At 68.3% G+C, this 22,502-nt stretch carries 21 protein-coding genes; 2 read left to right on the top strand and 19 right to left on the bottom strand.

Going from position 1 to position 22,502, the window contains the following annotated elements; all coding sequences use genetic code 11:
* Nucleotides 1-46: 46 nt before the first annotated feature.
* The 13 genes from M4D77_RS14070 to rpmE form a co-directional block, all read right to left on the bottom strand.
* The gene (locus tag M4D77_RS14070; RefSeq protein ID WP_055474988.1) at nt 47-970 is read right to left on the bottom strand and encodes a F0F1 ATP synthase subunit gamma; all 924 of its coding nucleotides are present in this window, start codon (nt 968-970) and stop codon (nt 47-49) included.
* Nucleotides 971-1,015: 45 nt separating this feature from the next.
* Complete coding sequence (gene atpA, locus M4D77_RS14075) at nt 1,016-2,644, bottom strand: F0F1 ATP synthase subunit alpha (protein WP_055474989.1); 1,629 nt, start codon at nt 2,642-2,644, stop codon at nt 1,016-1,018.
* An 86-nt stretch (nt 2,645-2,730) separates the two neighbouring features.
* Nucleotides 2,731-4,155: a F0F1 ATP synthase subunit B/delta gene (locus tag M4D77_RS14080; protein ID WP_259936460.1), complete on the bottom strand. Its 1,425-nt coding sequence runs from the start codon at nt 4,153-4,155 to the stop codon at nt 2,731-2,733.
* A gap of 2 nt (nt 4,156-4,157) precedes the next feature.
* Nucleotides 4,158-4,646, bottom strand: coding sequence for a F0F1 ATP synthase subunit B (locus M4D77_RS14085; RefSeq protein WP_055474991.1), 489 nt, complete (start codon nt 4,644-4,646; stop codon nt 4,158-4,160).
* Between the two features lie 47 nt (nt 4,647-4,693).
* A complete protein-coding gene (locus M4D77_RS14090; RefSeq protein ID WP_004021252.1) occupies nt 4,694-4,945 on the bottom strand; it encodes a F0F1 ATP synthase subunit C in 252 nt (83 codons plus the stop codon).
* Between the two features lie 136 nt (nt 4,946-5,081).
* Entirely contained in the window at nt 5,082-5,831 is a 750-nt protein-coding gene (atpB, locus tag M4D77_RS14095; RefSeq protein WP_055474992.1) for a F0F1 ATP synthase subunit A, read from the bottom strand.
* A complete protein-coding gene (locus tag M4D77_RS14100; RefSeq protein ID WP_004021250.1) occupies nt 5,828-6,241 on the bottom strand; it encodes a hypothetical protein in 414 nt (137 codons plus the stop codon). Before M4D77_RS14100 ends, atpB begins: the two co-directional genes overlap by 4 nt.
* A 285-nt stretch (nt 6,242-6,526) precedes the next feature.
* Nucleotides 6,527-7,726, bottom strand: a complete 1,200-nt coding sequence (locus tag M4D77_RS14105) for a glycosyltransferase family 4 protein (RefSeq protein ID WP_055474993.1) — start codon at nt 7,724-7,726, stop codon at nt 6,527-6,529.
* A 51-nt stretch (nt 7,727-7,777) separates the two neighbouring features.
* Nucleotides 7,778-9,037, bottom strand: coding sequence for a serine hydroxymethyltransferase (gene glyA / locus M4D77_RS14110; RefSeq protein ID WP_259936461.1), 1,260 nt, complete (start codon nt 9,035-9,037; stop codon nt 7,778-7,780).
* Entirely contained in the window at nt 9,034-9,693 is a 660-nt protein-coding gene (locus M4D77_RS14115; RefSeq protein WP_058252755.1) for an L-threonylcarbamoyladenylate synthase, read from the bottom strand. The genes glyA and M4D77_RS14115 overlap by 4 nt, the downstream gene beginning before the upstream one ends.
* A 4-nt stretch (nt 9,694-9,697) precedes the next feature.
* The gene (locus M4D77_RS14120; protein WP_259936462.1) at nt 9,698-10,606 is read right to left on the bottom strand and encodes a HemK/PrmC family methyltransferase; all 909 of its coding nucleotides are present in this window, start codon (nt 10,604-10,606) and stop codon (nt 9,698-9,700) included.
* Between the two features lie 5 nt (nt 10,607-10,611).
* Nucleotides 10,612-11,688: a peptide chain release factor 1 gene (gene prfA / locus M4D77_RS14125; protein ID WP_159370577.1), complete on the bottom strand. Its 1,077-nt coding sequence runs from the start codon at nt 11,686-11,688 to the stop codon at nt 10,612-10,614.
* A gap of 121 nt (nt 11,689-11,809) precedes the next feature.
* Nucleotides 11,810-12,022, bottom strand: coding sequence for a 50S ribosomal protein L31 (gene rpmE / locus M4D77_RS14130; protein ID WP_010842972.1), 213 nt, complete (start codon nt 12,020-12,022; stop codon nt 11,810-11,812).
* Nucleotides 12,023-12,323: 301 nt separating this feature from the next.
* Between rpmE and M4D77_RS14135 the strand changes: the two genes are divergently transcribed.
* Together M4D77_RS14135 and M4D77_RS14140 are read left to right on the top strand one after the other, a co-directional pair.
* On the top strand, nt 12,324-13,532 hold the full coding sequence (locus M4D77_RS14135; RefSeq protein WP_159370576.1) for a sulfite reductase subunit alpha: 1,209 nt from the start codon (nt 12,324-12,326) through the stop codon (nt 13,530-13,532).
* Nucleotide 13,533: 1 nt separating this feature from the next.
* Complete coding sequence (locus M4D77_RS14140; protein WP_068969913.1) at nt 13,534-14,466, top strand: heme transporter; 933 nt, start codon at nt 13,534-13,536, stop codon at nt 14,464-14,466.
* 374 nt (nt 14,467-14,840) lie between these two features.
* On the opposite strand, the gene rho is transcribed toward M4D77_RS14140, so the two are convergent.
* The 6 genes from rho to M4D77_RS14170 form a co-directional block, all read right to left on the bottom strand.
* Nucleotides 14,841-16,910 (bottom strand): transcription termination factor Rho, encoded by a 2,070-nt coding sequence (gene rho / locus M4D77_RS14145; RefSeq protein ID WP_259936463.1) that lies wholly within the window; start codon nt 16,908-16,910, stop codon nt 14,841-14,843.
* A gap of 337 nt (nt 16,911-17,247) precedes the next feature.
* The gene (gene thrB, locus M4D77_RS14150) at nt 17,248-18,219 is read right to left on the bottom strand and encodes a homoserine kinase (RefSeq protein ID WP_259936464.1); all 972 of its coding nucleotides are present in this window, start codon (nt 18,217-18,219) and stop codon (nt 17,248-17,250) included.
* On the bottom strand, nt 18,200-19,285 hold the full coding sequence (gene thrC, locus M4D77_RS14155; RefSeq protein ID WP_259936465.1) for a threonine synthase: 1,086 nt from the start codon (nt 19,283-19,285) through the stop codon (nt 18,200-18,202). The genes thrB and thrC overlap by 20 nt, the downstream gene beginning before the upstream one ends.
* Nucleotides 19,278-20,618, bottom strand: a complete 1,341-nt coding sequence (locus M4D77_RS14160; RefSeq protein WP_226513003.1) for a homoserine dehydrogenase — start codon at nt 20,616-20,618, stop codon at nt 19,278-19,280. The genes thrC and M4D77_RS14160 overlap by 8 nt, the downstream gene beginning before the upstream one ends.
* Nucleotides 20,615-22,036, bottom strand: a complete 1,422-nt coding sequence (gene lysA / locus M4D77_RS14165; RefSeq protein WP_259936466.1) for a diaminopimelate decarboxylase — start codon at nt 22,034-22,036, stop codon at nt 20,615-20,617. Before lysA ends, M4D77_RS14160 begins: the two co-directional genes overlap by 4 nt.
* Nucleotides 22,033-22,502: DALR anticodon-binding domain-containing protein (locus M4D77_RS14170; RefSeq protein ID WP_259936467.1), on the bottom strand; the 470-nt coding region annotated here is incomplete at its 5' end. The genes M4D77_RS14170 and lysA, both read right to left, overlap by 4 nt.

A 22,502-nucleotide genomic window follows, 5' to 3' on the forward strand; every position in this document is an offset into this window, starting at 1 on the left:
ATCGAAGTATGGGTTCTCGTCGATCCGGACTCGGCTGGCGCGCACGCTAGTTCGCCAGTGCGCTCGAGCCGCCGACGATCTCGCTGATTTCCTGGGTGATCTGGGCCTGGCGGAGCTGGTTGGCCTCGCGCGACAACGACTTGGACAGTTCTTCGGCGTTGTCCGTCGCGGCCTTCATCGCGGTGCGGCGCGCGGCCGACTCCGATGCCGACGAATCCAGCAGCGCCGCGTAGACCCGCGTCGCCACGTACTTCGGCAGCAGCGCGTCGAGCAGGGCGTCGGCCCCGGGTTCGAAGGTGTAGTTGCGCGACGGCGTGTCGTCGGACGAATCCTCGTCGTGCGACACGACCAGCGGGGCGATCCGCCGGACCTCGGGCACCTGCGCCAGCATCGACTGGAACCGCGTGTAGACCAGGTGCAGCTCGTCGACACCCTCGAGGGTGCCGTCTCCTTCTGGGCGCTCGACCTCGGTGCCCGATCCTGCCTGGAAGAGGTCCACCAGGAAGCTGGTCGCCGTCGCCGCGTCCGAGTACTGCGGTGACTCCGAGAAGCCCGTCCACGAGTCCGAGATCTCCAGACCCCGGAAGCTGAAGAACCCGACACCCTTGCGACCCATGACGAACAGGACCGCTTCCTTGCCTTCGTCGCGCAGGAGCGCGATGAGTTCGCGGGTCGCCTTGAGCACGTTCGCGTTGTAACCACCGCACATACCGCGGTCGCTGGTCACGACCAGGATCGCCGCGCGCTTCGGGTTCTCCCGCTCGTTGAGCAGCGGGTTGTCCAGCGATCCCGAGTTGCTCGCCAGCTCCGAGAGCACGGCGGTCATCTCCTGCGAGTACGGCTTGGCCGCCGCCACCCGTCCCTGGGCCTTGGTGATACGCGAGGTCGCGATCAGTTCCTGAGCCTTGGTGATCTTCTTGGTCGACTGGACCGACCGGATGCGTGAGCGCAGCTCACGAATGCTGGCCATGAGCCCTCACCCCTTCCTTTTCGCGATGTCCGTTGACGTCTGAGATCACTTGCGGATCTTGATCTCTTCGTTCTCGACGTTGTCGGCATCCATCGCCTCGGCCTCGGCCTCGTTGACGACGCGACGGCCGTCGTGGGTGAGGTAGCCGTTCTTGAACTTGTTGGTCTCGGCGATCAGGGCCTCGGCCTGGTCGTCGCTGAGCACCTTGCCGCCGGCGATCGAGTCGTAGACACCGGTCGCGTTGTGGTGCAGGTGGCTCAGCAGCTGGGTCTCGAAGTTGCGCACGTCGTCGACCGGGACCGAGTCGTAGTGGCCCTCACCGCAGAGGTAGATCGAGACGATCTGATCCTCGACCGAGAAGGGGCTGTACTGGTCCTGCTTCAGCATCTCGACCCAGCGGGCACCGCGCTCGAGCTGTGCCTTCGAGGCGTCGTCGAGGTCGGAGGCGAAGGCCGAGAAGGCCTCCAGCTCACGGAACTGGGCCAGCTCCAGACGCAGCGATCCCGAGACCTTCTTGAGGCCCTTGGTCTGGGCGGCGCCACCGACGCGCGACACCGAGGTACCGACGTTGATGGCCGGTCGAACACCCTTGTTGAAGAGGTCCGACTCCAGGAAGACCTGGCCGTCGGTGATCGAGATGACGTTGGTCGGGATGAACGCCGAGACGTCGTTGGCCTTGGTCTCGATGATCGGCAGACCGGTCATCGAGCCGCCGCCGAGCTCGTCGGACAGCTTCGCGCAACGCTCCAGCAGACGGGAGTGCAAGTAGAAGACGTCACCGGGGTATGCCTCGCGGCCCGGCGGACGACGCAGCAGCAGCGAGATGGCGCGGTAGGCCTCGGCCTGCTTGGTCAGGTCGTCGAACACGATGAGGACGTGCTTGCCCTGGTACATCCAGTGCTGGCCGATGGCCGAGCCGGTGTACGGGGCCAGCCACTTGAAGCCGGCCGAGTCCGAGGCGGGAGCCGCGACGATGGTGGTGTACTCCATCGCGCCCGCCTCTTCGAGGGCGGACTTGACGCCGGCGATGGTCGAACCCTTCTGACCGATCGCGACGTAGATGCAGCGAACCTGCTTGGTGGGGTCGCCGGTCTCCCAGTTGGCCTTCTGGTTCAGGATGGCGTCGATGCAGACCGCGGTCTTGCCGGTCTTGCGGTCGCCGATGACGAGCTGACGCTGTCCGCGGCCGATGGCGGTCATGGCGTCGATGGCCTTGATGCCGGTGGCGAGGGACTCCTCGACCGGCTGGCGCTCGAGCACGGTGGCGGCCTGCAACTCGAGGACGCGCTGCTCGTCGGCCTCGATGTCGCCCTGGCCGTCGATCGGGGCACCCAGCGGGTTGATGACGCGTCCCAGGAACGCATCACCGACGGGGACGGAGAGCACGTCGCCGGTGCGGCTGACCTGCTGGCCTTCTTCCAAGGACTCGTAGTCACCCAGGATCACGGCGCCGATCTCGTCCTCGTCGAGGTTCAGTGCGACGCCGAGGACGCCGCCGGGGAACTCGAGGAGCTCGTTGGCCATTGCGCTCGGAAGGCCGCTGACGTGGGCGATGCCGTCCGAGGTATCGGTGATGATGCCGACCTCGTCACGCGACGCTTCGGCTTCGAACGACGAGACGTACTGCTCGATCGCTCCCTTGATCTCGTCTGGTGAGATCGTCAACTCCGCCATGGGTTCTCGTCTTTCCTTGATGTGGCTCTGAGTCTCGAAGGCTCTGAGCTCTGGGCTTCGTGGGTTCGGGTGTGTCGGGGTGGTCGTCAGCGCGGCAGCGTCTCGGCGGCCATGGCCAGCCGTGTCGCGACATCGGCGTCGATGACCTCGTCGCCGACACTGATCCGGAGACCGCCGAGCAGTTCCGGGGCGATCTCGGTCTGCACCGAGATGGTCCGACCGTAGATTCCGCCGAGCACGCCCGACAGTCGATCGATCTGGGCATCGGACAGCGGTGAGGCGGACACCACGTGGGCGACCGACTCGCCGCGACGGGCGGCGGCCAGCTCGGCGAGCTGATCGACAGCGACGTCGGCGGCCTGGCCGTGCAGCAGGCGCACGGTCGAGGACAGCAGCGTCCAGGTGTGGGTGCCGACCTTGTCGCCGACCAGCTTCTTCAGCAGGTCGACGCGCTTGTCGGCGTCCTTGCCGTGGTCGGACAGCAGCGAGGACAGCTGCGGGTTGGCCTCGAGGACTCGGCTCACCCGGAAGAGCTCGTCCTCGACCTGCTCGATGACCCCGTCGCGTTCGGCGGCGGTGAGGACGATCAGGGAGTTCTGACGACGCAGACCGACGACGAAGTCGCTCGACGACGACCACCGCTGACTCGACGCGGTCGCGAGCACCTCGACGACGACCGGGGCGAGCTTGCCGTCGAACAGACGGTGCACCATGGCCTTCTTGCCCTCGGGGTTCTCGTCGTCCTCGACCAGGCGCTTGCGCAGCACCGGGTTCTCGCCGAGGAAGTTGATGGCCGCGGTGAGGTCACCCGAGGCGTCGGCCAGTGCCGAACCGTCGAGATCGATTGCCGCCGAATCGAAGTGCTCCGACACGGCGAGAGCGGCGTCGCGGCTGGCGGCACGCATCGCGTGCAGACCGACGAGCGAGGCGCTCGAGGGAACCGCGTTCGCCGAACCCGACGACATCTCCTGGAGTTCGTCGATGACCCGATCGACGCTGGCCGCCTGGGCCGAGTCGTCGGCGAGATGGTTGCGCACCAGTTCGCCGGCCTTGTCGACCGCGGTGAGTCCGAGATCGGTGCGCAGCTGACGAACGAGGTTGGCGCGCACCAGGGCGACCTGGTTGCGGCCGTGCTCGGAGATGCGCTTGACCTCGTGGTCGGCCTGGGCGCGGATGTCGGAGGTGATCGCCTCGGCGTCGGCCTCGGCGTCCTTCTGCAACTGCTCGGCCTCGGCCTTGGCCTCGGCGACCGCCTTCTCGCGGGCCTGCTTGCCGTCGGCGACGCGCTTGGCAGCGGCCTCGCTCTCGGCGAGCTGCTGACGCACGGTCTCCTGTCGATCCCGCATCATCTTCGCCACCGGCGGCCGGACGTACTTCCACAGGAGGAAGAGGATGACCGCGAAGCCGAAGAGCTGAGCGATGAAGATCGCGGGGTCGAACGCAGCACCGATGTCGTGCAGCCAGGTGCCGATGGGGCCCTGGTCGGATTCGGTCTCAGTGTTGGCAGCCATGATCAGTTCACCGCTCCGCTCGTCGATCGGGTATCGGAAAGAGTTGCCGAGTCGACACCGAGCACACGCGCCGCAAGCGTCTTGGCGAGTGCGTCCACATCAGCTGCAGCCGTCGAGGCGGCCTGCTCACCCTGCGTCGCCAGCTCGGAGCTGGTCGACTGCAGGGCGGCGTCGGCCTCGGCGGTCGCTCGCTGCTTCATCTCGTTCAGCTGTTCCCGCCCCTGGGCGCGAGCATCGTCGCGCTTGGCGGTGGCCTCACCGCGCGCTTCCTTGAGGAGTGAACGGAACTGGACGTCCGCATCCTCGAATTCGGCGGCGGCGGTCCGGTTGTCCTCCACGGTGCGGTGGATCATCGCGTCCCGCTCCTCGAGGACCTGCTGGATCGGCGGAACCACGAACTTGCGGATGACCAGCAGCAAAATCACGAAGATGAGCAGGACAACGAAGAACGTTCCATTCGGGAGCAGGAAGTTCTCTGCAGCAAGCGTCATTGTGGTGAGGTGTCGTTTCTACTCGGCGACAAAAGGGAGAGCGACGATCAGCCGGCGCTGATCGGGGTGGCGAACACGAAGAGCGCCATGAAGGCCAGGTTGATGAAGTAGGCCGCCTCGACCAGACCGACGGTGATGAAGAACGGGGTGAACAGGCGACCCTGTGCCTCGGGCTGGCGAGCGATACCGGCGATCAGCTGGCTACCGGCCAGACCGTTACCGATACCGGCACCGACGGCGCCACCGGCCATGATCAGGCCGCCACCGATGAGTGCGCCGAGGCCAATCATTGGATCCATTGTGATATTTCCCTTTCGTTGCTGACATCTGGTGTGTCAGGTCTGGAGTTGCGCCGACAGGTGCCGGAGCAGGTCGTCATGTTCGGTTGTGGGCGCGGCCGTGTCCGTCTCCGCGCGGTGCCCGGGTTCGGGCGGGTCAGTGATCCTCGGTCTCCATCGACTGCGAGAAGTAGAGGATCGTCAGCAGCGCGAAGATGAACGCCTGGATCAGACCGACGAAGAGCTCGAAGGACTTCCAGATCGCGTTGGGCGCCCACATGATGTACGGCGGGAAGAGTGCGATCAGGGCGACCATCATGCTGCCGGCGAAGACGTTGCCGAAGAGTCGCAGCGAGAGCGAGATCGGCTTGGTGAACTCCTCGATGACGTTGATCGGCGCGAGGAATGCGACGTGGCCCTTGATGATCCGCTTCGGGTGACCCAGCAGGCCGCGCTTCCGGAAGCCGGCGATCTGGTACCAGACGAAGACGAAGAGCGCGAGGGCGTAGGCGAAGTTCACGTCCGCGGCCGGCGGCTTGAGGATCTCGTGGTGACCGACCTGGACCGGCAGGATGGACAGCCAGTTGGAGATCAGGATGAAGGTGAAGAGCGAGACCGCGAGCGGGAGAACGTAGGGGGCGATCTTCATGCCGATGGCACTCTCGACCTGCCCACGCATCTGGATGGTGATGGCCTCCCAGAACAGCTGCACACCCGACGGCACGCCGGTCGAGGTGACCTTCGACTTCAGGTAGAACGCCAGCGCGAGCATGATCGCCGCGGCCAGCGCCGTCGCGATGATGGTCTCCAGGTTGAAGGTCAGTCCGAACAGCTCGAATTTGGTGTAATGACCCACCTGAATGGCCGGTTCGCCATCCTCTGCGGCAAGGTTGAAGGCGGTCGTCATGGTTGGCTACGAAGTCCTTTCATCACCGGAATGACCGTGTTCAGCACCAAGACCACTTGGCCGATGGCGAGTCCGAACATCGCGCCCAACCCGTCGGGTTGGACCAGGAAAGCCGCCAGCAGCGCGAGCGCCGTGATGGCACCGAGTCGCATGGCGGAGTTGAGTGCAAGGGCGGTCTTGCGCGGGTTCTCGTCGGCGACCACGACGTCGACGGCACGTCGGACGAGGATCGCGTTGACGAAGATCCCGGCGACACCGAGAAGGAAGAACACCGCGAAGAGCGGATGTCCGACGGCGAGCGAGACGGCAGCCACCACCACGATGAACCCGCCCGCGATGAGCGCGGGGCGGCGGAGTCCGGTCGGCGCCTGGGGATAGACGGGGGCCGAATCAGGGGCAGATGCGGTCATGTCCCTCCTCAGCTCTCCTACTCCATACCGATGGCACGGATCACCCGCGTACGTGCAGCAGCACATGGCCGCTGGGCGTCAGCTCGCGTTTCGTTGTGACCCTACCAACACCGTTCTTGGTGTCTCACCGGGGGGTATTGCGTCGTGTGAGACAGAACCGGGGCTTTGTGTCCGGGCCTGCGCACATGTTGACTACTACGGGCGATAGTACACGAAAATTTACGGTTTCCTTACCTTAGGCCGAGGTACCGCCATCACGGTAACCACAGGGTCGCCGGACACCGGTCAGTGGTACGCCTTCGTCGACGTTCGCAGTTCGGCGAGGCGTCGATGCAGGCGCGGCGCCATCGTCACCAGCATCGCGACGACGAGGCCCGCACCGAAGGCCGGGGCGACGACCGACAGCGGGAACAGCGTGCTGGCCGCCGCCGAGAACGCGAGCACCCCGACCCACAGATAGATGATCAGCGCGACCCGGCGCTGCGAGTGCCCGAGTTCGAGCAGCCGGTGGTGCAGGTGCATCTTGTCCGGGGTGTAGAAACCGACGCCGGCCCGGGTCCGCCGGATCACCGCCAGCAGCATGTCGAGCATCGGGATGAAGACGACGGCGGCGACCAGGATCAGCGGGGACAGCAGCGTGAAGATGTCGGCCGGTCCGTAGGCGTTCACGGCGATACGGCCCGAGGCGCTCGTGGAGGCCGCGGCGAGCAGCAGACCGATCAGCATCGCACCCGAGTCACCCATGAAGATCCGTGCGGGCGAGAAGTTGTGCGGCAGGAATCCGAGGCACGCGCCGGCCAGTGCCACCGAGATGAGGGCCGGGGGGTAGTAGCTGACGTCGCCGCCCTGGTCGCGCAGCAGACCGAGCGAGAACATGCAGATCGCCGCCGCGGCGATGAGTCCCAATCCCGCGGCCAGACCGTCGAGGCCGTCGACGAAGTTGATCGCGTTGATCGTCGCGACCGTGATCGCGACCGTGAGGAGACCGGCCTGCAGCGGGTCGAGCACCAGCGTGCCGATGTCGGCGAACGGGATGTAGAGCTGCAGCCAGCTGATGCCGAGCAGCACCAGGACGCCGGCGGCGGTGAGCTGACCGACGAATTTGGTCAGCGCGTCCAGGCCCCACCGGTCGTCGACGACGCCGACGAGGACGATCACCGTGCCGGCGGCGATCACCGCCGTCATGTCCGTGGTGTAGGCGAAACCGCGATTGAGCGCGGGGAGGTTCGCGGCGAGCGCGATCCCGGCGACCACCCCACCGAACATCCCGAGCCCGCCGAGGCGAGGTGTCGGGATCACGTGCACGTCGCGGACCCGCGGCACGGCGACCGCGCCGGCGCGGATCGCGAAGACGCGGACCGCCGAGGTCAGGAGGTAGGTCATGGCCGCGGCCGTGAGCCCCACGAGCAGGAGCTCGCGCAGAGGAACGCCCGTCCCTCCCCCGTCCGCGGCGGCGGCGAGCAACACCGGTGCGGCACCGGTCATCGCGCCACCACCGGTGTCAGACGGGCAAGGGTCTCCGACATTGCGACCACGCTACCCGTAGGCCAGTGCGGCGATCTCGCGACGGATCCGCTGGTGTGTCTCACGGTCGCGCGTCGACATCGCGGCGGCCATCGCGTCGGCGACGATCGGATGCATCGCGGCGGTCATGCCGCGCTCGGTGGCCACCGGCGTACCGATCCGGATCGCCGATCCCTCGGAGACGGGGCGGGTGTCGAACGGGAGGACCGCCTTGTCGACGACGATCCCGGCCGCGCCGAGCCGGTGCTGCGCCTCCATCCCGGAGATGCCGAAGCCGCTGACGTCGACGACCGCGAGGTGGATGTCGGTGCCGCCGGACACCACCCGGGCGCCCCGAGAGGCCAGTTCCGTGGCGAGACCGCGGGCGTTGTCCACCGCACGACGGACGTAGCCGGCGAACTCGTCGGTACCGGATTCCGCGCAGGCGACCGCCTTCGCGGCGACGGAGTGCATCGCGGGCCCGCCCTGCACGAACGGGAAGACCGCCTTGCGCAGGGCCTCGCCGTGTTCGGCTCGCGCGAGGATGACCCCGCCGCGCGGACCGCGGATCACCTTGTTGGTGGACAGGGTGACGATGTCGGCGTGCGGCACCGGCGAGGGCAGCAGGCCCGCCGCGATGTGCCCGGCGAGATGTGCGGCGTCGACCCAGAGAATGCACTCGGCCTCGTCGGCGATCCGACGCAGGGTCGGGAAGTCGAACGTCCGCGAGTAGGACGCGGCGCCGGCGACGAGGATGCGGGGGCGGTGCACCAGCGCGAGATCCCGGACCTGGTCGTAGTCGACGAGTTCGTCGTCGCGGCGGACGTCGTAGTGCAACGGCGAGAACCATCGCCCGGAGAAGTTCGCCCGAGAACCATGCGTCTGGTGGCCGCCGTGTTCGAGGCGCAGCGCGAGCACCGGGTCCCCGGGCTGGGCGAAGGCGGCATAGACGGCGAGGTTGGCCGCACTACCCGACAGCGGCTGGACATTGACGTACTCGGCGCCGAACAGCGCGCGGGCCCGTCCGACGGCGAACTCCTCGAGCTCGTCGGTCACCTCACAACCGCCGTGATAGCGCGCCCCGGGATACCCCTCCGCATACTTCGCGTCGAAGACCGACGCCATCGCGGCCCGCACCCCGGGCGTCGGCTCGGTCTCGCTGGCGAGCAGCTGCACGGTGTCGCGGCGCCGGCCGACCTCGCGGCTCACCAAGGCGTCGACCGCGGCGTCACCGGTCGGGGCGCCGCCCGCCTCGACGCCGTGTGGTCCGGACCTCGGCGCGTCGGGGCTCATCGCTCCGCGAGCAGCGCGGCCGGGTCCGTGTCGAGTACGTCGGCGACGGCGTCCGTCGAGACCGCGCCCTCGCGCAGGATGCGCGGACTCGGCCCGGAGACATCGACGATCGTCGACGCCTGCGCGGCCGGCGCCGGGCCACCGTCGAGATACACGGCGATCTCGTCACCGAGTTGTTCGCGCGCCTCGTCGGCGGTGGTCGCCGGCGGACGCCCCGAGACGTTCGCGCTCGAGACCGCCATCGGCCCCACCTCGCGCAGCACGTCGATCGCGACCGGGTGCAGCGGCATCCGCAGCATGACGGTGCCGTCGGTGTCGCCGAGGTCCCATGCCAGCGAGGGTGCTTGTCGGACAACCAGACTCAGACCGCCCGGCCAGAAGGCCTCGATCAGGTCGCGTGCGGGCTGCGGGACGGACAGGACCAGGCCGTCGATCGAGTGCCAGGAACCGACCAGGACCGGCACGGGCATGTCGCGTCCCCGGTGCTTGGCCGCGAGGAGCGCACCGACGGCGTCGGAATCGAAGGCGTCGCAACCGACTCCGTAGAGCGTGTCGGTGGGCATCACGATCAGCCGTCCGGCCTTCGCCGCCCCGACCGCCGCCCGAATCCCCGACGAGCGGTTCTGTGGATCGTTGCAGTCGAAAACAGTGCTCACGCGATCATCCTGCCATGCCGCGTCCGACGGACCCGGCCTGCCGTCGGCGCGCCGTCACGAACCTCGGCCGGCCCGTGAGATCCGTGTGCCGGGTGACTTCCTCGAAGTCGCCGTGCGCGTGCAGGCACGACACGACGGCGTCGGCGGTCGTGTCGTCGTGTTCGATCCCGACGACGCCACCCGGCGTCAGCGTGCGGGCGATGACCGGCACCATCGGCACGATGACCGACATCCCGTCCGCGCCGCCGAAGACCGCGCGAGCCGGGTCGTGGGCGACCTCGGGTCCGACCACGGCGTCGAGCGGCACGTAGGGCGGGTTCGTGACCAGGACCGACACGCTGCCGGCCGGGACGGCTCCCGCGACCTGATCCGGATCGGTGACGTCCGCGGCGAGCACGTCGACCCGTGACCCGCCGGCCGGTGCCGCGGCGGCGACGTTGCGACGCAACCACACCAGCGCATCCTCGTCGGCCTCGACCGCCACGACACGGGTCGCCGGACTCATCGCGGCGATGCCGATCGCCAGTGCCCCACTGCCGCTGCAGAAATCAGCCGCCGAATGCGGTCCGGGGGTGGCCCGGAGTCGGTCGACCGCCCATTCGAGGAGATACTCGGTCTCCGGCCGGGGGATGAACACTCCGGGGCCGACGGCCAGCTCGACCGGGCCGAAGGCGGCGGTCCCGATGATGTGTTGCAACGGAATCCGCTGTGACCGCAGGTCGATCGCGGACCGGAACGCGCGGGCCGGCGCGTCGTCAATCGCGTCCACCAGCACAAGACGGCCCGCATCGATCCCGAGCACGTGCGCCATCAGCCATTCGGCGTCACGGCGTGCGGAGTCGATCCCGGACGCGGCGAGACGGGCGGTTGCGGCACGCAGTTCGTCCGGCACCGGGGTCGGCCTGCCGGTCACAACGTCTATTCCGCTTCCATGCGGGCCTGCCGGTCCGCGGCGACGAGCGCGTCGAGCAGGTTGTCCATGTCACCGGCGAGGACCGCGTCGAGATTGCTGGCCTTGTAACCGATGCGGTGATCGGTGATGCGGTTCTCGGGGAAGTTGTAGGTCCGGATCCGCTCGGACCGGTCCACGGTGCGGATCTGGGCCGCACGACCCTGCGCGGCGGCGGCCTCCGCTTCTTCCTCGGCTGCGGACTGCAGCCGGGCGGCGAGGACCTGCATCGCGCGCGCCTTGTTCTGCAACTGCGAACGTTCGTTCTGGCATGTGACGACGATTCCGGTGGGCAGGTGGGTGATCCGGACCGCCGAATCGGTGGTGTTCACGCCTTGGCCGCCCTTGCCGGACGAGCGGTAGACGTCGATGCGCAGTTCCGATTCGTCGATCGTCACCTCGGCCACCTCTTCGGGCTCGGGGTAGATCAGCACCCCGGCCGCCGACGTGTGGATGCGGCCCTGCGACTCGGTGACCGGCACCCGCTGGACGCGGTGCACACCGCCCTCGAACTTCAGTCGCGACCAGACCCCGTCGCGCACGGCCTCTTTCGACTTGATCGAGAAGGTGGCCTCTTTGTAGCCGCCGAGATCGGACTCGGTCACGCCGAGCACCTGCGCCTTCCAGCCGTGACGCTCGCAGTACTTGAGGTACATCCGGGCCAGGTCCGCCGCGAACAGTGCCGATTCCTCGCCGCCCGCACCGGATTTGATCTCCAGGACCACGTCGTCGGCGTCGTGGGGGTCGCGCGGGGCGAGCAGGTCGGTCAACGTCGCGTCGAGTTCCTCGACGGCCTCTTCGAGAGAGGGGATCTCGGCCGCGAACGACGCATCGTCGGCGGCCAGTTCACGTGCGGCCTCCAGATCCTCGCGTGCCGTCTTCAACCGTGTGTAGGTCGCCATGACCGGCGCGAGCTCGGCGAATCGCTTGCCGACGCGACGGGCCGCGGCGGGATCGTCGTGCAGGGCAGGATCGGCCAGTTGACGTTCGAGACCCGAGTGCTCGGCCAGGATGTCGTCGATGGCCGAGGGACTCTGCGTACTCATGAAGGCGACCTCACTTGTCGACCGGCGCCACAACGGATGATCGGCGACACCGGGAAGAACTCTGACCGGAAAACACAGCGACGCCCGTCCCGACATCGTCGGGCGGGCGTCGCAGCGTGGTCTACTTGGCGCGCTTGCCGTAGCGCTTCTCGAACCGGGCAACGCGGCCGCCGGTGTCGAGGATCTTCTGCTTGCCCGTGTAGAACGGGTGGCACTGCGAGCAGACCTCGACGTTGATCCGACCGTTGGCAGCGGTGCTGCGGGTCTCGAAGGTGTTGCCGCAGCCGCAGACGACGGTGGTCGTCGCGTACTCGGGGTGGATTCCCTGCTTCATGTCTGACTGTCCCTTTCTGAGGTCGCCGGGTCACCGTCGCTTGTCGACGGTGTGAACCGGAACCGGACTCGACCGACCAGTATGCCACGGGGGCATCACCCGGGAAAAATCCCGGTCACCACGGTCGCAGGTGCCTCAACGGCAGGCCACTCGGATCCATTCCCGACACGGCCACCGGCACTTCGCTACACGTGACGCAGATCGCGATCCTCGTAAGGGTTGCCTAAGTGTAGTACCGTGGCGTCGCCCGCCCTGTCGGCGGCACACGCTCCCCCGCACCTCGTCCCCGAAGGATTCCTCGATGTACGACGCCGCCTCCACCGGCAGCAGCCTCGCAGTCGACACCGCACGGACCTCCCCCGCCCGTCGTACCGGCAAGACGGCGCGATCGCCGTGGAACCGGCGCCATCCCTACCCGGCGACGGTCGTGCGGAACGAGCTCCTCTCCGGTCCCGGATCGGCCAAGGAGGTCCGGCATCTCGAACTCGATCTCGGCGACAGCGGCATCACCTACGAGCCCGGCGACGGCATCGGGATCGCTCCGACGAACGATCCCGCGTTGGTCGATCTCCTGCTCGCCCGGCTGCGCGCGGAGGGCGACGAGATCATCGCCGACCGCAAGGCGACCTACACCCTGCGCGAGGCACTGACCAGCAGGTACGAGATCGGCGCGCCGTCGAAGTACCTCGTCCGGGTCGTCGCCGAACGCACCGGACACCCCGAACTCGCCCGACTTCTCGACGCCGGTGACCCGCAGGCACTCGACGCGTGGCTCCACGGCCTCGACGTCCTCGATCTGGTGGATCTGGACCCGACCTTCACCCCGACTCCCGAGGAACTGCTCGAGGAGTTGAGTCCCCTCGCGCACCGCGAGTACTCGATCTCGTCGAGCCCGCGGGTCCACGGCGACACCGTCCACATCACGATGGCCACGGTGCGCTACCGCGTCGCCGACCGGGATCGCGGAGGTGTGTGCTCGACCCACCTGGCCGACCGCTGCGCGCCCGGCGACACCGTGCCCGTCTTCATCTCCCCGAACAAGAAGTTCCGGCTGCCCGCCGACGACGTCTCGGCCGTCATGATCGGCCCGGGCACCGGCATCGCCCCGTTCCGCGGTTTCCTGCACGAGCGGGCCGCGGCCGGCGCACCCGGCGGCAACTGGCTGTTCTTCGGTGACCAGCATCGCGGCCACGACTACCTCTATGCCGACGAGCTCGACCGGTTCGTCACCGACGGGCTTCTCGACCGGCTCGACCTAGCCTTCTCCCGCGATCAGGAACACAAGGTCTACGTCCAGGACCGGATGCGCGAACACGGCGGTGAGCTGTTCGCGTGGCTCGAGGCCGGCGCGCATCTGTACGTGTGCGGCGACGCCACGACGATGGCCGACGACGTCGATGCGGCGCTGCACGAGATCGTCGCCGAACACGGTGGTCTCGAGCCCGACCAGGCCGTGGCGTACGTCGATCGCCTGCGCGCGGAGAATCGCTACTCTCGCGACGTCTACTGAGATGACCCACTCCGCCGGGGACCATCCGCACGCCCGCAGCGATCTCGAGATCCTGCTGCGGACAGCCGGATTCGCGGGATCCTCGGTGAATCACGACGTCCCCGCGGTCGCCGCGCGCCTGCCCGGCCTGGCCCAGGTCGTCGGCGTGACCGTTGCCGGTCCGGTGATCATGAACGCGGTCGGCGTCCATGACCTCCCGACGGCCGTGGGCGGTCCGCTACGTGTCGACTCGCAGCAGATCGCACTGCGGCTCAACCCCTCTCGCTTGTCGTCGGCGTTGCTCAGCGATCCCGCCGCCCACGTTCCGCCGACCCTGCGACTGTTCGACCACCGCGGCAACACCGCTCACGCCACGTACCTGACGGAGAACTCCGACCGGCTGGCGTTCGAGGCGATGACCTGCACCGGCGCGGCCGCGGTCCTTGATGGGCCCTTCGTGGATTCGCCTGCGCCACAGTGCGTGGACCCGTCCGCCTCGATCGACGACGATCAGGTCGCACAATTCGACGCGGTACTCACCGACGGAGGTGTCGCCCGCCTGGCGGCCCTCCCCCATCTCGACTGCGCGCGTACCGTCCGCGTCGAGACACGTGCGGTGATCGCCGCACTCGAGCACGCAGCGGGACTGGGGATGACCGTGACCTTCGCGACGGCGGCGCCGGGATGCATCCAGATGCGCCAGGACCGTCTCGACGGAGCCCGCGAGCATCGGGGCCAGATGGTGCTGGCATCCGGCAGCACCCGCGTGATGATCAACTTCGACCTCGTCGGCGAATGCTGGGTGACGTGGCCCCGCGGGGTGTGGGACCGCACGGGATCACTCGAGATCTACAGCCGCGGAGGCGAGTGCGCGCTCATCGTGACCCAGACCGGGGCCGTCGCACCGCCGAGTGCGCAGGCGTGGCAACACCTGGCGGCCGACCTCGCCGGCTGAGAGGACACCGCGCGAGTCGCGCAACCCCGTCCGTCTCCCACCGCTCCCCAATCCGAGAGAAGCGAACCCCCATCGCTCGCTGATCCGAAGAGACTACAAAACCCCTGCTCCCTGAGGTGCGAGAAGCGCAAGCCGCCGGGCCGAGCAAGCGACGAAGGAGCGCGTCGAGGTCGACGAGTCACGAAGGGCTGGCGAGACACGTTGCTACACCCTTCGTGGCTCGCTTCGCTCGCACCTCAGGGAGCATGAGGTTCAGATGCTCGCGAGTGTTGTGTCGTAGTCCACGACGGCCGCCAGGCCGCAGTTCCCGAGGAGCGAAAACGACGAGCCACGAAGGTCCGGTGACCTTCGTGGCTCGTTTGCAGTCGCAGAACTCAGTCGTCGTTGTTCCCGCCCGGCGCGGTCTTCTGCACCGTCATCAGGAACTCGATGTTCGTCTTGGTCTTCTTGAGCTGACTGATCAGCAGGTCGATGGCCTGCTGCGAGTCGAGACCCGAGAGCACGCGACGCAGCTTGTGCACGATGGAGAATTCCTCCGGCGACAGCAGCAGCTCGTCCTTACGAGTACTCGACAGGTTGACGTCCACCGCCGGGAACACCCGGCGCTCGGAGATCTTGCGGTCGAGCTTGAGCTCGGCGTTGCCGGTGCCCTTGAACTCCTCGAAGATCACCGTGTCGCCGGTGGAGCCGGTCTCGACGAGCGCCGAGGCGATGATCGTCAGCGATCCGCCGTTCTCGATGTTGCGCGCCGCGCCGAGGAACCGCTTCGGCGGGTACAGCGCGGTCGAATCGACACCACCGGACAGGATCCGACCCGACGCGGGCGACGCGTTGTTGTACGCACGACCCAGACGGGTGATCGAGTCCAGCAGCACCACAACGTCTTTCCCGCTCTCGACGAGTCGCTTGGCGCGCTCGATCGCGAGCTCGGACACCGAGGTGTGGTCTGACGGCGGCCGATCGAAGGTCGAGGCGATGACCTCACCCCGCACCGAACGCTGCATGTCCGTGACCTCCTCGGGACGCTCGTCGACGAGGACGACCATGAGGTGGCATTCGGGATTGTTGGTCGCGATCGCGTTGGCGATGTCCTGCAGGATCGTCGTCTTACCGGCCTTCGGCGGCGACACGATCAGGGCGCGCTGCCCCTTGCCGATCGGCATGATCAGATCGATCACACGGGTGTCGAGTCGTTCGGGGGTGGTCTCCAGCCGCAGGCGCTGGTTCGGGTACAGCGGCGTGAGCTTGTTGAACTCGGGGCGACGCTTGGCCGTCTCGACGTCTCCGCCGTTGACGGTGTCCAGCCGCACCAGCGGGTTGAACTTCTGGCGCTGGTTCTGCTGGTCGCCCTCGCGCGGCACCTTGACCGCACCGGTGATCGCGTCGCCGCGTCGAAGTCCGTTCTTGCGGACCAGGTTCATCGAGACGTAGACGTCGTTCGGACCGGCGAGGTACCCCGAGGTGCGCACGAAGGCGTAGTTGTCGAGCACGTCGAGGATGCCGGCGACGGGCTGCAACACGTCATCGTCGGACACCTGCGGCTCGTTCGGGGTGTCGCGATTCTGGCCGCGACGACGCTCACGGAACCGGCGACCCCGACGGCGACCGCCGCCCTCGCCGTCGTCGTCCTGACCCCCGTCGCGGTTCTGGTTGCCGTCGCGGTTCTGGTTGCCGTCGCGGTTCTGCTTGTCGCGATTCTGGCCCCCGTCGCGGTTCTGGCCCCCGTCGCGATTCTGGTTGTCGCGGTTCTGGTTGCGGTTGCGCCGAGTGCGCTGGTCGTTGCCGTCGGAGTCACCCGCGGCCTCGCCCGAGCCGTCACGGCCGCGGCGTCGCTCGCGTCCCGCACCAGTCTCCGACGAGTCGGTCTCGGAAGCGCTGCCGCCCTTGGGTGCATCCCCGGCCTGGGCCTCGGACTTCGCCGCGTCGGCGCCGTTCCGCGAGCCGTCGGCCTGGGTGGCAGCCGGGTTGTTCGTTGTTCCCGAAGCGTCGGCGTTCGCGGTCTCGGTGGACGACGCCTCGGCCGGTGCGTCCGCGGCAGCGGCCTTGCGGCCGGCGCCGCGCTGGGTGCGCGCGCCGCTCCGGGGGGCGTCGTTCTTCTCGGTCGTGTCCGCCCCGGTCGCGGCCGGGGAGTCGCCGATGGTCAGCTGGTCGTCGTTCGTCGCCGGCTTCGACGTGCCGGCCTTCGACCGGGCGGGAGCGCTCTTCGCGGCCGGGGCGTCGCCACCCGCTTGGCGCTCCTTGATCGCGGCGATCAGATCGCCCTTGCGCATCCCGGAGGTGCCCTTGATGCCGAGTTCACCGGCGACCGTCCGCAGTTCGCTGAGCACCATGCCGGACAGGCCGGTTCGTGCACGTGTCTTGGTGGCCGGTCGTCCCGAGTCGGGGCCGGCCGAACCCGCGGATTCCTGCTCGGCAGGTGCGGTGATCAGGTCCGTATCGGTCACGGAAGTCCTTTCGTTCCTCCCGCAGACGAGAACTGCGTGAGGTCTACGTTTCCCTGCTTCTGTGCGCTAGGGAGTCCGTCCGCGGTGGACGGTGAGAATGTGTGGTCCGCTGCGAGCGTGCCCGGAAACACCTGCGCTTCGGCACCGTCGACAGAGATCCATGACCCCGGCCCGGATACACAGCCGGTCATCTCCGATCGGTGAAGGATGAGAAGCGGCAGGACAAGCCTGCGCGGCTAGACCAGAATATGGTAACCCCGTTCGCATGATAGGGGCAACACGCCGGAAGCGCCAAATGAATGCGCTTTCACTCCGGCGGTCGTGCGGACGACGCCGATCAGCCGACGGTGATCTCGACGCCGCCGGCGACGGCGACCGACCGGGCGTCGAACCCGAGGCCCTGCGCCAGCTGACGGATCTCGGCGGGCACCGGCGCCGTACCGAGCACCAGGACGGTCGGTCCCGCTCCGGACACCGTCGCAGCATGTCCCCGAGCACGCAGCGCGCTGACCAGATCGTGCGTCGGCGCCCTCGCCGACGCCCGGTACGGCTGGTGCAACCGATCCTGGGACGCGGCCATGAGGTTGCGCGGATCGGTGGTCAGCGCGACGACGGCGAGGGCCGACCGGCTCAGGTTGAACACGGCGTCGGCGCGCGGAACCGAATCCGGGAGCAGCCCGCGGGTGAACGACGTCGACGACTCGGTGTCGGGCACGAAGACCGTTGCGTAGATGTCGGGGTGCACCGGGAGACGGTGCGCGTGATACGAGGCGACGCCGTCGGCTGATTCGGTCCACGTGACGACCGCCGAGCCGAGCACGCTCGCGGCCGCGTTGTCGGGGTGACCCTCGAATTCGCTGGACAGTTGTACCAGTTCGTCGGCCGAGAGCCCCGGACCGAGGCCGGCGGCCGAGATCAGGCCCGACGCGGCGGCGAGACCCGACACCGCGGCGGCGGCGGACGAACCCAGACCCCGGGAATGCGGGATCCGGTTGACGCAGCGCAATGTCAGACCGGGGGCCCGCAGCCCGGCGTGTGCCAGTCCGCGGGTGAGCGCCCGCACCACGAGGTGCGAGTCGTCGCGGGGCACGGCATCGGCGCCCTCACCCTCGACCTCGAGGGTGACGCCATCCGGGACGGTCTCGACGATCACCTCGTCGTAGATTCCGAGAGCTATTCCGAGACAGTCGAATCCGGGCCCCAGGTTGGCACTGGAGGCGGGCACGCGGACCCTCGTCGAGAGCCCTACCGGCACCGTTCCCGCAGCAGCCTCCGCGGACCCGGCCCCGTCAGCCGACACCGAGAGCATTCGCGACCGCCACCGGGTCCACCGGAATGGCCTCGACCGCCGGGATGCCCGCCAGCGCGGTGTCGGGGTCCTTCAGACCGTTGCCGGTGACCGTGCACACCACGGTCGAGCCCCGCTCGATCCAGCCTTCGGCACTCGCGGCGAGCAGGCCCGCGACGCTGGCGGCCGACGCCGGCTCGACGAACACGCCCTCCTTGCCGGCGACGAGTCGGTAGGCCTCGAGCAGCTTCTCGTCGGTGGCCGCCAGGAACTGCCCGTTCGACTCGTCCTTCGCGGCGACGGCCTGGTTCCAGCTGGCCGGGGAACCGATGCGGATGGCGGTGGCGACGGTCTCCGGGTCTTTCACCGGCGCACCGTTCACCAGCGGCGCGGCGCCCGCGGCCTGGACACCGAGCATGCGCGGCACCGACGACGAGACGCCGTCGGCGTGATACTCCTTGTAGCCCTTCCAGTACGCGGTGATGTTGCCCGCGTTGCCGACCGGCAGAGCGTGGACGTCGGGGGCACGGCCCAGCACGTCGACGATCTCGAAGGCGGCGGTCTTCTGACCCTCGATCCGCGCCGGGTTGACCGAGTTCACGAGTTCGATCTCGGTGAACTCGGCGGTCGCCTTGCGCGCGAGCTCGAGACAGTCGTCGAAGTTGCCCTCGACCTGGATGATCTTGGCGCCGTGCATGACCGCCTGCGCGAGCTTGCCCATCGCGATCTTGCCCTGCGGGATCAGGACCGCGCAGGTGATCCCGGCCCGGGTGGCGTATGCGGCGGCCGATGCCGAGGTGTTGCCCGTGGATGCGCACAGGACCGCGGTCTTGCCGTTGTTGACCGCGTTGCTGACGGCCATCGTCATGCCGCGGTCCTTGAACGAACCGGTGGGGTTGAGGCCCTCCACCTTGAGGTAGACCTCGCAACCGGTCAGCGACGACAGATGCGGCGCACTGATCAGCGGGGTGCCACCCTCGAGCAGCGTGACGACCTTCCAGTCGTCGGCGACGGGCAACCGCGACCGGTAGGCCTCGATGAGGCCCGGCCACGCGCGGTGCACAGGCGTAGAAGTCGCTTCAGTCATCGGTACCTTCCAATCGCAACACACTCGACACCTTGATGACGGCGTCCATGTCTTCAAGCGCCGCAACACAATCCGATTGAGCTCGGTCGGGGGCGCGGTGGGTGACCAGGATCAGGCGGGCGTCGTCGCCCGCGCCTTCCTGGCGCACCGCGGCGATGCTGACCGACCGCTTCGAGAACTCCCCCGCGACCTGCGCCAGCACGCCGGGCTTGTCGGCCACCCGCATCGAGACGTAATACCGCGTGAACACGTCGTCGATCGGGGCGACGGGCAGGGAGGCGTACGTCGACTCGAGCGGTCCGCGCCCGCCGTGCACGCGGTTGCGGGCGGCCATGACCATGTCGCCGAGAACCGCCGATGCCGTCGGTGATCCCCCGGCACCCTGCCCGTAGAACATCAGCCGCCCGGCGTTCTCGGCTTCCACGACGACGGCGTTGAACGCGCCGTTCACGGTTGCCAGCGGGTGGGTCAGCGGAATCAGCGCGGGGTACACGCGCGCCGAGATCCGTTGCGCGCCATTGGCGTCGCGGACGCGCTCGCAGATCGAGAGCAGTTTGATCGTGCAGTCGAACTTCTTGGCCGCGACCAGGTCCGCGGACGTGACCGAGGAGATGCCCTCGCGGTGCACGTCGGCCGCCGTGACCCGCGTGTGGAAGGCGATCGAGGCGAGGATCGCCGCCTTGGCCGCGGCGTCGTAGCCCTCGACGTCGGCCGTCGGATCGGCTTCGGCATATCCGAGGCGGCCGGCCTCGGCGAGCGTGTCGGCGTAGTCGGCGCCCGTCTCGTCCATCGCGGAGAGGATGAAGTTGGTGGTGCCGTTGACGATTCCGTTGACCCGCTCGACGGTGTCGCCGGCCAGCGACTGCATCAGCGGACGGATGACCGGGATGGCGCCGGCGACCGCGGCCTCGAAGTAGAGGTCCACCTTGGCATCTGCCGCGGCGGTCGCGAGTTCGCCGGTGTATTCGGCGAGGAGCGCCTTGTTCGCCGTCACCACCGACTTGCCGCTCTCGAGCGCCGACCGGATCAGACCGCGGGCCGGGTCGATGCCGCCCATCAACTCCACGACGATGTCGACGTCGTCGCGCGCGACGAGTGCTGCCGGGTCGTCGGTCAGGAGATCCTGCGCGATCTTGCGGGGACGGCCGAGATCCCGCACCGCGACGCCGCGGATCTCCACGGGAGCCCCGACGCGCGCCCGGAGGTCGTCGGCGTTGTCGGTGATGATGCGCACCACCTCGGCACCGACATTGCCCATGCCGAGCACCGCGACACCGATGGTGCGCGAGTCCGCATCGGTTGCGCCGCTTGTGTTCTGCACTGATCCGGTCACAGGCCCACCTCCAGGCTGAGGAAGTCGTCGATGGTCTCCCGGCGCAGCAGCAGCCGGGCGTTCCCGTCGGCCACCGCCACCACGGGCGGTCTCATGGTCATGTTGTATCGGCTCGACATCGAGTAGCAGTAGGCACCGGTCGCCGCCACCGCGATCAGGTCGCCGGGGCCGAGATCCTCCGGCAGCCAACAGTCCTTGATCACGATGTCGCCGCTCTCGCAATGCTTTCCGACGACCCGGCACACCACCGCACGGGCCTCCGACACCCGGGACACGAGCCGGACGTCGTATTCGGCGTCGTAGAGAACGGTGCGGATGTTGTCGCTCATGCCGCCGTCGACGGAGACGTAGCGTCGTACGGCGCCGCCGCCGAGTGCGACGTCCTTCACGGTGCCGACTCGATACAGCGTGATCGTGCCCGGGCCGGCGATGGCGCGGCCCGGTTCGACGGCGATGGTCGGCATGGGCAGCCCGAGCGCTGCCGACTCCCGCTCGACGATCGCCGCGAGCGTCTCCGCCACCTTCTGCACCGGCAGCGGGCGTTCCTCGGGGAGGTACGAGATCCCCAGTCCGCCACCGAGATCGACGACCGACATCTGCGCGGTCTTCTCGACACCGAACTCGCCGACGACGTCGCGGAGCAGTCCGAGCACTCGGTGGGCGGCCAGCTCGAATCCGTCCATGTCGAAGATCTGCGACCCGATGTGGCTGTGCAGACCCACGAGCCTGAGGTTGTCGGTCGCGAAGACCCGCCGGATGGCTTCCATCGCGATCCCACCGGCGAGCGAGAATCCGAACTTCTGGTCCTCGTGTGCGGTCGAGATGAACTCGTGGGTGTGCGCCTCGACACCGACGGTCACACGCACCAGCACGTCGGCGACGACACCGCGTTCGCCGGCGATCGCGTCGAGCCGATCGATCTCGATCATCGAGTCGAGGACGACGTGCCCGATCCCGGCGTCGACCGCAGCGCGCAGCTCGTCGACGCTCTTGTTGTTGCCGTGCAATGCGATTCGCTCCGGCGGGAAACCGGCGCGCAGTGCGATGGCGAGTTCACCACCGCTGCAGACGTCCAGGGACAGCCCCTCGTCGTCGACCCAGCGCGCGATCTCGGTGCTCAGGAACGCCTTCGACGCGTAGTGCACTCGCCCGTACGGGCCGAACGCCGCCATCATGTCCCGGCAGCGCGCCCGGAAGTCGGCCTCGTCCACGACGAACGCCGGCGTCCCGAACTCTTCGGCGAGCCGGCTCACCGGCACGCCGGCCAACCGCAGCTCGCCCGATTCGTCGCGGGATGCGTTGCGCGGCCACACCTGTGCGGGGATGGCGGCGAGCACCGCCGGGTCGTTCGGACGCTCGGCGAGATGGGGTGCGGCCAGCAGTTCGGCGTGCCGGGGGCCGGCGGGGTGGGCGTTCACATCTGCTCCGGCGCGGTGACGCCGACGAGCCCCAGGCCGTTGGCCAAGACCTGACGGGTGGCCTCGCACAGGGCGAGCCGGGCCCGGTGGATGTCCGCCGGTTTCTCGTCACCCTGCGGCAGGACACGGCACTTGGCATAGAACCGGTGGTAGGTGCCGGCGAGGACCTCGAGGTAGCGACAGACCCGGTGCGGCTCGCGCAACGTGGCGGCGGTCGCGACGACATCGTCGAAATCGCCGATGGTGCGGATCAATTCGCCCTCGGCGGGATCGTCGAGCAGGTCCAGATGGTCCAGCGACGACACGACCCCGAGGTCAGCGGCGTTGCGGGCCAGTGCGGACATCCGCGCGTGGGCGTACTGCACGTAGTACACCGGGTTGTCGTTGGACTGTTTGGTGAGCAGGTCGAGATCGATGTCGATGTTGACGTCGACCGACGAGCGGATCAGCGAATAGCGCGCGCCGT

It is taken from the genome of Gordonia sp. p3-SID1431, assembly GCF_025143765.1.
GTDB lineage: Bacteria > Actinomycetota > Actinomycetes > Mycobacteriales > Mycobacteriaceae > Gordonia > Gordonia hongkongensis.

Excerpts from the sequence above, each read along its gene's own strand:
- M4D77_RS14090 (WP_004021252.1), bottom strand. The coding sequence starts at position 4,945 with ATGGATCCAATGATTGGCCTCGGCGCACTCATCGGTGGCGGCCTGATC.
- atpB (WP_055474992.1), bottom strand. The coding sequence starts at position 5,831 with ATGACGACCGCCTTCAACCTTGCCGCAGAGGATGGCGAACCGGCCATT.
- M4D77_RS14105 (WP_055474993.1), bottom strand. The coding sequence starts at position 7,726 with ATGACCGGTGCCGCACCGGTGTTGCTCGCCGCCGCCGCGGACGGGGGA.
- thrB (WP_259936464.1), bottom strand. The coding sequence starts at position 18,219 with ATGCTCTCGGTGTCGGCTGACGGGGCCGGGTCCGCGGAGGCTGCTGCG.
- prfA (WP_159370577.1), bottom strand. The coding sequence starts at position 11,688 with ATGAGTACGCAGAGTCCCTCGGCCATCGACGACATCCTGGCCGAGCAC.
- M4D77_RS14140 (WP_068969913.1), top strand. The coding sequence starts at position 13,534 with ATGACCCACTCCGCCGGGGACCATCCGCACGCCCGCAGCGATCTCGAG.
- M4D77_RS14135 (WP_159370576.1), top strand. The coding sequence starts at position 12,324 with ATGTACGACGCCGCCTCCACCGGCAGCAGCCTCGCAGTCGACACCGCA.
- M4D77_RS14070 (WP_055474988.1), bottom strand. The coding sequence starts at position 970 with ATGGCCAGCATTCGTGAGCTGCGCTCACGCATCCGGTCGGTCCAGTCG.
- M4D77_RS14085 (WP_055474991.1), bottom strand. The coding sequence starts at position 4,646 with ATGACGCTTGCTGCAGAGAACTTCCTGCTCCCGAATGGAACGTTCTTC.
- glyA (WP_259936461.1), bottom strand. The coding sequence starts at position 9,037 with ATGAGCCCCGACGCGCCGAGGTCCGGACCACACGGCGTCGAGGCGGGC.
- M4D77_RS14080 (WP_259936460.1), bottom strand. The coding sequence starts at position 4,155 with ATGGCTGCCAACACTGAGACCGAATCCGACCAGGGCCCCATCGGCACC.
- M4D77_RS14100 (WP_004021250.1), bottom strand. The coding sequence starts at position 6,241 with ATGACCGCATCTGCCCCTGATTCGGCCCCCGTCTATCCCCAGGCGCCG.
- thrC (WP_259936465.1), bottom strand. The coding sequence starts at position 19,285 with ATGACTGAAGCGACTTCTACGCCTGTGCACCGCGCGTGGCCGGGCCTC.
- rpmE (WP_010842972.1), bottom strand. The coding sequence starts at position 12,022 with ATGAAGCAGGGAATCCACCCCGAGTACGCGACGACCACCGTCGTCTGC.
- atpA (WP_055474989.1), bottom strand. The coding sequence starts at position 2,644 with ATGGCGGAGTTGACGATCTCACCAGACGAGATCAAGGGAGCGATCGAG.